We start from the raw sequence: 9,407 nt of genomic DNA on the forward strand, positions 1-9,407 counted from the left end.
CCGGTGTGTTAGAACCCCACTGACGGAAATTTTTAATGTCATCAAGGCTTACGTTGTATCCTGACAAATGCAATAAAGAATACAGTAGCATTGAGCCGTGACCAGCTGATAAAACGAAACGGTCTCTATTGAACCATGAAGAATGGCTAGGGTTATGGTTCATAACTTTCGTCCATAGTGTATAGGCCATAGGTGCAGCACCCATTGGCATTCCAGGGTGACCTGAGTTTGCTTTTTCTACTGCATCGATTGTTAGTGTTCTAATTGTGTTAATAGATAGTTCTTCTGTTGTTCTACTCATTTGAATTCTCCCTTCAACTTGCTTATTTATATTGTAAAGATTTTGTTATCTCGTTTCTATTTTAACAAAAACCGACAATTAATATTGATATTTTTAATGTTTTTTATTTTTTTCTTGTTCGTCTTTTAATTTTTCTGGTGTTACATCTTGTCCTTCTGGGTCTACTACTTTCATTGATTGTAGTTGATTTTTGAAAGAATTGCGGAATGAAGATAAATATTCTTCTCTTAACTTCTTTTGTTCTTGCTCTTCTTTCTTTGTTAACCCTTTTGTTTTCTTTTTGTTTGCTAGTTCATTTATTCGATCAATTTTTTCTTGCGATAACATAAACCAAGCTCCTTTTAATTCTTTACTATTAAAATACCCTTATACTCAAAGTCCAAACTATATTCTATAATCTATGTACGCTAAACACAAGGACGATGTTTCAAATGCGAACGAACGTTTGTCTTTTGTGCCATTTCTTGCTATAATGACTTTAAAAGTAGTTCGTTAGTTGTAATAATTCCATGGGGTGAGAAGAGTGACAAAGTTATCAAAGAGACAGAAAGAAATTTATGAGTTTATTGCAGATGAAGTAAAAGCAAAAGGGTATCCACCGTCCGTTCGAGAAATAGCCGAAGCAGTTGGACTAGCTTCAAGCTCAACTGTGCATGGTCATTTATCTCGTTTGGAAGAAAAAGGTTACATTCGTCGTGACCCAACTAAACCACGTGCAATTGAAATTACGCACGAGGACCAACAAACGGTTCATGAACGTAGCGCCATGTATGCACCTTTAGTCGGTAAAGTTACTGCTGGTGAGCCGATTACTGCTATTGAAAATGTTGAGGAATACATTCCGATCCCTAACACTTATTCAGCAGTTGAAGAAGATGTGTTCGTCTTATCTATTCAAGGTGATAGTATGATTGAAGCTGGTATTTTGGATGGGGACTTAGTCATTGTCAGAAAGCAAGCATCTGCTTCTAATGGGGATATTGTCGTTGCTATGACTGAAGAAGACGAAGCAACTGTTAAACGCTTCTTTAAAGATTCCAATCAATACCGTCTTGTGCCAGAGAATTCGTCAATGGAACCTATTGTGTTAAATCACGTTACAATTTTAGGTAAAGTGATTGGCCTATATCGCGATATCCATTAAAAAGAGTTGCTTTCTTCCTAATCTGGAAGGAGCAACTCTTTTTTATTCATAGTGTCCACCTATTTTCTTACCACGATCAATTGCAATACCACCTGATGTGTAGCTACTAGCTCTTAAAATGGCAGTAGAACCAAATCGTTCTCTCACTTGATCAACAGCGCGCTCGAGCTGTTTTTGTTGATCGCGTTGCTCAAATAAGCTAAGTTGAGTGCCGACTTCATCAGTTAAATTCGTTAATGTAACGGATGCTTTACGTATGTGGCTTCCTTCTTTATAAAATTGCTCGAACAACTGTAAGCACACTTGGTACATTTCCCACGTGTCATTTGTTGGGGTGTCAATTGAAGTTGAGCGTCTAAACCCTTTGCCGTGTTCACTCGAATAGCCAATTGCAAGATGAATCGTCCTACCTTCCTTTTCATCTCTTCTCGCTCTTCGACAAGCCTCTTCACACAAATCCAACAAACAAGCATTAATTTCATCTTTCGTATAATCACGCAATAGTGTAACACCATGCCCATAACCTTTCTGTTCTGTTTTGGTAAAATTACCGGTCACTGGACTTAAGTCGATTCCCCACGCATGCCAATATAGCTGTTCACCGATCACACCAAACCGCTTTTTTAAATGGGCTTTTGAACATTGAGCTAAATCTCCTAAAGTGACGATTCCCATTCGGTTTAAGTGATGTTTCATACGTGAGCCGATCCCCCAAATTTTTTCAACTGGAACAGGCCATAATAAATCCTTCACGTCTTCATAACGACATTCACTAATTCCACCAGAAGCTTTTTTAGCATGGATGTCCATTACAACTTTAGCTAAAAATTTATTGTCACCAATTCCAACTACTGACTCGATTCCAAACTGTTCGCGAATGCTTGCTTGGACTTTCTTGGCAGTTTGTTTAACAGAGCCGTATAAACGCTCTAAACCATCAACGGTTAACCATAGTTCATCAACCGAATAAATATGGATCGCTTCCTTTGGTACGAAGCGCATCATGAGCTTTGTAATTTCGAGTGAAATAGATAAATAATCTCCCATATGCGCATTTGCAATGATTAAATTAGAATCATTCGGCAATTCAAAGTAACGACTGACATTACTAATACCATGTTTCTTTTTTAAAGCGGGGGAAGCAGCTAGTACAATACTTCCACTACGATTTGGGTCGCCGACGACGGCGAGTAGTGCAGTTTGTGGGTCTAATCCCCTTCTCATACATTCGACACTCGCATAAAACGAACGCATGTCAATGCAGAGAACATCGTGCTTTGGGTAAGGAGTGTAGTCCATTTAATCACTCCTTTTATAACGTTATTTGTTTAATATGTTTTAACTTAATCGATTCACGGTCGTCTTGCTCGGTTTGAAGACGAATTGTTTGTAGTTCACGGTTCCAGTACATCACTTTTCCTGTCAATTCTTTAAACTGTCCATTTTTAAAATAACTAATTTTAACTATTAATTGCTCTTGGTAGGCTTGAGCTATATAAAAAAGGTGTTCTTCTAATTGCTGTTCGTCGATCATCGGCGGTTGTTCATGTTCATTTTCTTTCCATATATGTTGTAAAGCCTCGACGTGTTCGGGGAGCATAAGCGATGCCCACTTAATACTTCCACGGTCATGATGCATTTTCATTAAGCCTCCATTTCAAAGTTGTTTAGTTGAACGGGATGAATAGCTAAAATGTTTTCTTTTTTTAATGATCTTACTTTTTTCTTCTTGTAACAAAAAACAAGGATTCGATTATCATAAATTTTTACAATACGTACAATGCGTTGTGTCATAATGTTTCGCGAATCTACATAAACTACCTCAAGTTTATGTCTGTCATTCAACGATTTTTGAAACATTTGGTTCATATGAGATCAGTCCTTTCACCTAACAAGAACATTTGTTCGTATTATACCACGAAAGAAGATAAATAAACAAGGCTTAAAATGAAGTGCTCTTATCACCACTGCTTCCTGAATACCATTAACATTCATAGTTAATGATAGAAACATTACAACAACATTTAAAAAGGTTGATCGGAAATTATCTTCATTGTTACAAATCAACACAATCAATAGTATAAAAAAGCCCAACCTCGAGAGATTGGGTAAAGTAAAAATACCTTAATATTCATAAATTGCAATGAAAGCATCGAACCCATCAGCTATTAGTTCGTCTACACGAATCTGTGCACTTTCTCTGACATGAAATGAACCTGCAATTACACGGTAATACGTTTGGTCTTCTTGAGTAAAGATGTCGAGAAAAGTCTCGTATCCACTCTCTTCTAAATGGTTTTGAAGGTTTTCAGCATTGCTTCTTGAAGTAAATGAACCTGCAACAACACGGTAATATACTCTATCACCATTTTGTCTATCACTTAAATTGAAAGCTTCTGCTAACCCTTCAGCGTGTCCTCTTGCGATACGGTTCAAATAATCATCTGAGCTTAAATTTTGAGCATCACTTACATTGTCGATAAAACCATTTTCAGTTAAAGCTGCTGGCATATTTGACTCCCTTAAAACATGGAAGTTTGCCGATTTTTTTCCTCGGTCAATCCAATCTACATGACTCATAATGTCATCATGTAAAAGAACACGTAAAGCTGGAGTATTAGGTGAGGTTGGACCATTATAAATGAATGACTCAAACCCTGTACCTCCACCTGCATTAATATGAATGGACAAGAAATAATCAGCTGCCCAGTTGTTTGCTTCGCTTGTTCTCGCAGATAACGACTTCGTAACATCTGTAGTTCGTGACATCATAATTTGATGACCTTCATACTCATTATTTAAAATATCTCTAGTTTTTAAGGCGATTTCTAACGTAAGGTCCTTTTCTCTTAACCCATTACCTACTGCTCCAGGATCGTTTCCCCCGTGGCCAGCATCAATATAAATTTTTGTCATGAAAACAGCTCCATTTCTATTATTTTTCTACATAATAATATAATGAAAAAAATAGAAATTTGTTTTACATGTGTACTAGCGAGACTGTTAAAAGGTAAGCGCCTATTTAATTGATCTTAACAGTTGTAAAATGTATAAAAAACCTCTCAACATTATTAATGTCGAGAGGTTTAGAGGGTTTAGTAACTGCTTAAATACTGCTCGCGCTCCCACGGGTGTACTTGCGTTCTAAACATATCCCACTCAATTTCTTTTGCTTCTAAGAAATGTTCTAGCAGGTGTTCACCTAAAGCGCCTTTAATGACTTCATCTTCTTTTAAGTGTTGTAATGCATCGAATAGTGTTGCTGGTAAGTCTTGAACACCGTTTGCTTCGCGTTCTTCTTTATCCATCACATAGATGTTACGATCAACTGGTTCTGGTGCTGTTAGTTGGTTTTCTACACCGTCTAAGCCAGCTGCAAGCATAACCGACATTGCCATGTATGGGTTTGCGGCTGGGTCAACACTACGTACTTCAATACGTGTGCTCATACCTCTTGAAGATGGAACGCGTACTAATGGACTACGGTTTTGACCAGACCATGCAACATAACATGGTGCTTCGTATCCAGGTACTAAACGCTTATATGAGTTTACAGTAGGGTTCGTAACGGCTGTGAAGTTAACAGCGTGCTTAATAATTCCAGCTGTAAACTGGTGAGCAACTTCGCTTAACTGTTCATCAGCATTTTCGTCAAAGAACGCGTTAACACCATTAGAGAATAACGACATATTCGCGTGCATACCAGAACCGTTCACACCGAATAATGGTTTCGGCATAAATGTTGCGTGTAAACCGTGCTTACGAGCAATCGTTTTAACAACGAGTTTGAACGTTTGAATATCATCACAGTGTTTAATAGCATCTGAATATTTAAAATCGATCTCGTGCTGACCAGGTGCTACTTCGTGGTGAGATGCTTCAATTTCAAAGCCCATCTCTTCTAGTTCTAAGACGATATCGCGACGGCAATTCTCACCTAGGTCTGTTGGAGCTAGGTCAAAATAGCCACCTTTATCGTTTAATTCCATAGTTGGTTCGCCACGTTCGTCTAATTTGAATAAGAAGAACTCCGGCTCTGTACCAATATTGAAGTCAGTGAAGCCTAACTTCTCCATGCGCTCTAAGTTGCGCTTTAAGTTGTAACGTGGGCAACCTTCAAATGGTGTTCCATCCGGATTGTAAATGTCACAAATGAAGCGTGCCACTTTACCTTTTTCTGAAGTCCATGGGAAAACAACAAATGAATCTAAGTCTGGGTATAAATACATGTCAGATTCTTCAATACGTACGAAACCTTCGATAGAAGATCCATCGAACATCATTTGATTGTCTAATGCTTTGTCTAACTGACTGTACGGAATTTCTACGTTCTTGATTGTTCCTAATAGATCAGTAAACTGTAATCGGATGAACTTAACATTCTCCTCTTCAATACGTTTGTAGATTTCTTCCTTCGTAAACTTTGCCACAATAAATTCCTCCTAAAGTTTTTTTATCATTAATGGTAGAACCTTGAGAGTTCCCCTTTAACGATAGACGATTTGTTTAAGTACCCTGATTCCATAATTTCACGACGAAGCATTTTGTGAAGTTCTTTTTCAGATAGCTCTTCTTTTGCTACAGGCACTTCTTCTTTATGTGGGATTTGCTCTTGCTGTTCAGTTTTAACTTTTAAGACTTGTTTGATGCCGGCTAAATTAACACCTTGGTCAATTAATTCTTTAATTTCTAATAACCGGTCGACATCATAAAAGGAAAATAAACGTCTATTCCCTTTTGATCGAACGGGGAGTACTAAACCTTTTTCCTCGTAATAACGAACTTGACGAGCGGATAATTCAGTAAGCTCTGAAACAACGCTCATCGGAAATAAAGGTAAAGCTTTTCGATCTGGATTAACCATAACCAACACCTCCAATATGTTAAACATTTTATTCTATGTAACTGTATGTGTCAAGAGATGTTAGGAAAGTTAACACAAAAAATAAACTCCTTAACTATTTACAGTTAAAGAGTTTATAATCCCCCTTAAACACTAACATTTAAACCTTTTAACGCTTCAACGATCGCAATTTTAACATGTTCGTATGTTAAACCACCTTGTACATATAACGTGTAAGGTTCACGGATTGGACCGTCAGCTGTTAGTTCTAAACTTGCTCCTTGGACAAACGTTCCTGCAGCCATAATAACATCGTGATCGTAACCAGGCATATAACTCGGTTGTGGTGTTACATAGGCATTGATCGGCGATTGTTGTTGAATGACTTGTGCAAATTGAATCATTTCTTCTTTTGTAGAAAATGTGATCGATTGAATTAAGTCCGTTCGATCTTGTTCTGGGCTAGGTGTCGTAACAAATCCTAGTTTACATAATAATGTTGCAGTAAAGTAAGAGCCTTTTAAAGCTTCTCCAACTGTATGAGGTGCTAAAAATAAGCCTTGAAACATTTCTTGTAAGCTGTTCAATGTGGCTCCGGTTTCTTTACCTAATCCTGGCGCTGTTAGACGGTTAGCGCATTGTTCGATTAAACGCTCTTTTCCAACAATATAGCCGCCTGTTCTAACGATCCCAGCTCCTGGGTTTTTTATTAAAGACCCTGCTATAATGTCAGCTCCTACATCAGTGGGTTCAATTGTTTCTACAAATTCACCATAACAATTATCAACAAAAACAATAACGTCGTCTTTAATCGATCTAACAAACTGAATCATTTCTTTAATTTCGCTAACAGTAAAAGACGGGCGGTCGGCATATCCCTTTGAGCGTTGAATCGCAACGACTTTCGTTTGCTCGTTAATTCTATTCTTGATTTCGTCATACTGAATAGCACCTTCAGAATTTAAAGGCGCTTCATCATATTGAATACCAAAGTCAATCAAAGATCCGTCAACGGGCTGTTTAAAGCCAATCACACTTTCTAACGTGTCGTATGGAGATCCTGTAATACTTAACAGTTGATCATTAGGTCTAAGTAAACCAAATAATGCTGTTGAAATCGCGTGAGTACCTGATACAATTTGTGGGCGAACTAACGCATCTTCAGCATTAAAAACATCTGCATACAATGCTTCGAGCTTTTCTCTTCCTAAATCGTCATACCCATAACCTGTCGTTGGGCTAAAATGGACATCACTAATATTTTGGCTTTGGAAAGCTTTAAGTACTTTATATTGATTAGTTGTAACGAGATCTCTAATTTGTTTAAATCGTTCATCGAGTTGTTCTTCTGTTTCATGTATCATATTCCATTGCTGTTGCTGCATGTTGACCCCTCACCTTTTTGTAATGCTTAAATATAAAGGAGAATGTTGTGAGACAAACCCTTTAACTAAATAAGTCTCATCCTCCTCGGTAAATTCTTCTTCTTCTAAAATCGTCTCTCGCTTAAGTTTATTAATTAATTTCCCTTCACTACTTTCAAGCTGAATGTCATAAGGCTCCCACTCTGACTTTAATGCTTTTTCAATTGCTAATTGTAATTTAGTGTAGTCTTCATTTCTGATCGCGCTCATTAAAGTGTGTGGTGTAGAGTAAGGAATAAAATCATCTGCAAGTAGATCAGATTTATTATAAACGGTTAGCATCGGGATATCGCCAGCACCTAATTCGTCTAATATTTTATAAACCGTCTTCTCTTGTTCTACTGATTGTTCATTTGAAGCATCAACGACGTGCAAAATGAAATCCGCTTCAACCACCTCTTCTAATGTCGAGCGAAAGGCTGCAATTAATGTTGTCGGCAATTCTTGAATAAAACCAACAGTATCGGAAATTAACGGCTGAAAACCACTAGGTAGTGTGATCTTCCGAGTCATTGGATCTAATGTTGCAAATAACTTATCTTCAGCTAACGATTGTGTATGACTTAAATGATTAAAGATTGTAGACTTACCCGCGTTCGTATAACCGACGATTGAAATTTGAAACGCAGCGTTTTTCTTACGTCTTTCACGATACTGATTTCGCTGTTTAGCAACTTGGTCAAGTGAACGTTTAATTTCAGTAATACGTCTTCTTATGTGACGTTGGTCTGTTTCTAACTTCGTTTCACCCGGACCACGCGTACCAATTCCGCCACCTAGTCGAGATAAAGCCGTACCTTGCCCGTGTAGTCTTGGTAATAAGTATTGCAATTGCGCAAGTTCAACTTGAAGCTTACCTTCTTTCGTTCTCGCTCGCATAGCAAAAATATCAAGAATCAGTTGGGTGCGGTCTAAAATTTTAATTTCTAATTTCTCTTCTAAGTTTCGTGATTGTGATGGTGATAGCTCATTATTAATAATCGCAACATCTACATCATTCTCATCAATATATGCTTTAATCTCTTCAACTTTACCTGTTCCGATATATAAAGATGAATGGACTTTGTCACGGTTTTGAACAAAAATCTCTAATACATTAGCGTCAACTGTAAACGCGAGTGACTCAAGTTCTTCAATTGATGATTCAAACGTTTGTTCATCTTGATCTGCAGTATGGCATCCAATTAATATAGCGTTTTCGGTTGTTTCTTCTTTCATGAAAGGGCTCCTTTATATTTTATAACCTATAGTTAGTGTTATTGTTGACTAAAATTGGGTGTAAGTCAACTTCGATACTCACGTAAATAAGCCTATCACCTTGTTTAGGTGACAGGCTTTTCTTTAGGTATTTAAGATTAATATTAATCCAAATCGATATTTTTAACCGGTGCAAATGTGGAAATTGCATGCTTAAAGATCAATTGCTGGCGCCCTTCTGTTTCAATTAAGATCGTGAAATTATCAAATGATTTAATAATCCCCCTTAATTGGAACCCGTTCGTCAGAAATACCGTTAGTTGAACCTTCTCTTTTCGCAATTTGTTTAAATAAGCATCTTGTACATTTGTTGAATTTGCCATACAAATCCTCCTCTATCTATCTAATAATGTATTTATTCTTCTAACTCTTTCAAAAATCCTGCTAAATCTTCGAAAATTGTATCAAAAGTTTCTATATAATGTACTGGGTCGATTG

10 protein-coding genes and 1 pseudogene are annotated in these 9,407 nt (G+C 37.3%); 1 reads left to right on the forward strand and 10 read right to left on the reverse strand.

All coding sequences use genetic code 11. The features are described from left to right. Window positions 1–301: pseudogene (locus A194_RS18315) on the reverse strand (transketolase); the annotation flags it as partial. 93 nt (window positions 302–394) lie between these two features. Next, window positions 395–628, reverse strand: a complete 234-nt coding sequence (locus A194_RS0111815) for a DUF896 domain-containing protein (RefSeq protein WP_017187045.1) — start codon at window positions 626–628, stop codon at window positions 395–397. A gap of 196 nt (window positions 629–824) precedes the next feature. Between A194_RS0111815 and lexA the strand changes: the two genes are divergently transcribed. Then, a complete protein-coding gene (gene lexA / locus A194_RS0111820) occupies window positions 825–1,445 on the forward strand; it encodes a transcriptional repressor LexA (protein ID WP_017187046.1) in 621 nt (206 codons plus the stop codon). A 42-nt stretch (window positions 1,446–1,487) separates the two neighbouring features. On the opposite strand, the gene A194_RS0111825 is transcribed toward lexA, so the two are convergent. The 8 genes from A194_RS0111825 to hfq all read right to left on the reverse strand — a co-directional run bounded on the left by A194_RS0111825 (window position 1,488) and on the right by hfq (window position 9,292). Continuing rightward, the gene (locus A194_RS0111825; RefSeq protein ID WP_017187047.1) at window positions 1,488–2,744 is read right to left on the reverse strand and encodes a DNA polymerase IV; all 1,257 of its coding nucleotides are present in this window, start codon (window positions 2,742–2,744) and stop codon (window positions 1,488–1,490) included. Between the two features lie 13 nt (window positions 2,745–2,757). Next, window positions 2,758–3,090, reverse strand: a complete 333-nt coding sequence (locus A194_RS18320) for a YolD-like family protein (RefSeq protein ID WP_017187048.1) — start codon at window positions 3,088–3,090, stop codon at window positions 2,758–2,760. 479 nt (window positions 3,091–3,569) lie between these two features. After that, the gene (locus tag A194_RS0111840) at window positions 3,570–4,361 is read right to left on the reverse strand and encodes an N-acetylmuramoyl-L-alanine amidase (protein WP_017187050.1); all 792 of its coding nucleotides are present in this window, start codon (window positions 4,359–4,361) and stop codon (window positions 3,570–3,572) included. A 179-nt stretch (window positions 4,362–4,540) separates the two neighbouring features. Then, window positions 4,541–5,878 carry a type I glutamate--ammonia ligase gene (gene glnA / locus A194_RS0111845; RefSeq protein WP_100214289.1) on the reverse strand — a complete coding sequence of 446 codons (1,338 nt, stop codon included), beginning with the start codon at window positions 5,876–5,878 and terminating at the stop codon, window positions 4,541–4,543. A 26-nt stretch (window positions 5,879–5,904) separates the two neighbouring features. Further along, the gene (locus A194_RS0111850; RefSeq protein ID WP_017187052.1) at window positions 5,905–6,309 is read right to left on the reverse strand and encodes a MerR family transcriptional regulator; all 405 of its coding nucleotides are present in this window, start codon (window positions 6,307–6,309) and stop codon (window positions 5,905–5,907) included. Between the two features lie 125 nt (window positions 6,310–6,434). Next, window positions 6,435–7,673 carry a methionine gamma-lyase family protein gene (locus A194_RS0111855; protein WP_017187053.1) on the reverse strand — a complete coding sequence of 413 codons (1,239 nt, stop codon included), beginning with the start codon at window positions 7,671–7,673 and terminating at the stop codon, window positions 6,435–6,437. Window positions 7,674–7,682: 9 nt separating this feature from the next. Further along, a complete protein-coding gene (gene hflX / locus A194_RS0111860) occupies window positions 7,683–8,930 on the reverse strand; it encodes a GTPase HflX (RefSeq protein WP_017187054.1) in 1,248 nt (415 codons plus the stop codon). A gap of 143 nt (window positions 8,931–9,073) precedes the next feature. Beyond that, a complete protein-coding gene (hfq, locus tag A194_RS0111865; protein ID WP_017187055.1) occupies window positions 9,074–9,292 on the reverse strand; it encodes an RNA chaperone Hfq in 219 nt (72 codons plus the stop codon). Window positions 9,293–9,407 lie beyond the last annotated feature (115 nt).

The organism is Alkalibacillus haloalkaliphilus C5 (assembly GCF_000269905.1).
GTDB lineage: Bacteria > Bacillota > Bacilli > Bacillales > Alkalibacillaceae > Alkalibacillus > Alkalibacillus haloalkaliphilus_A.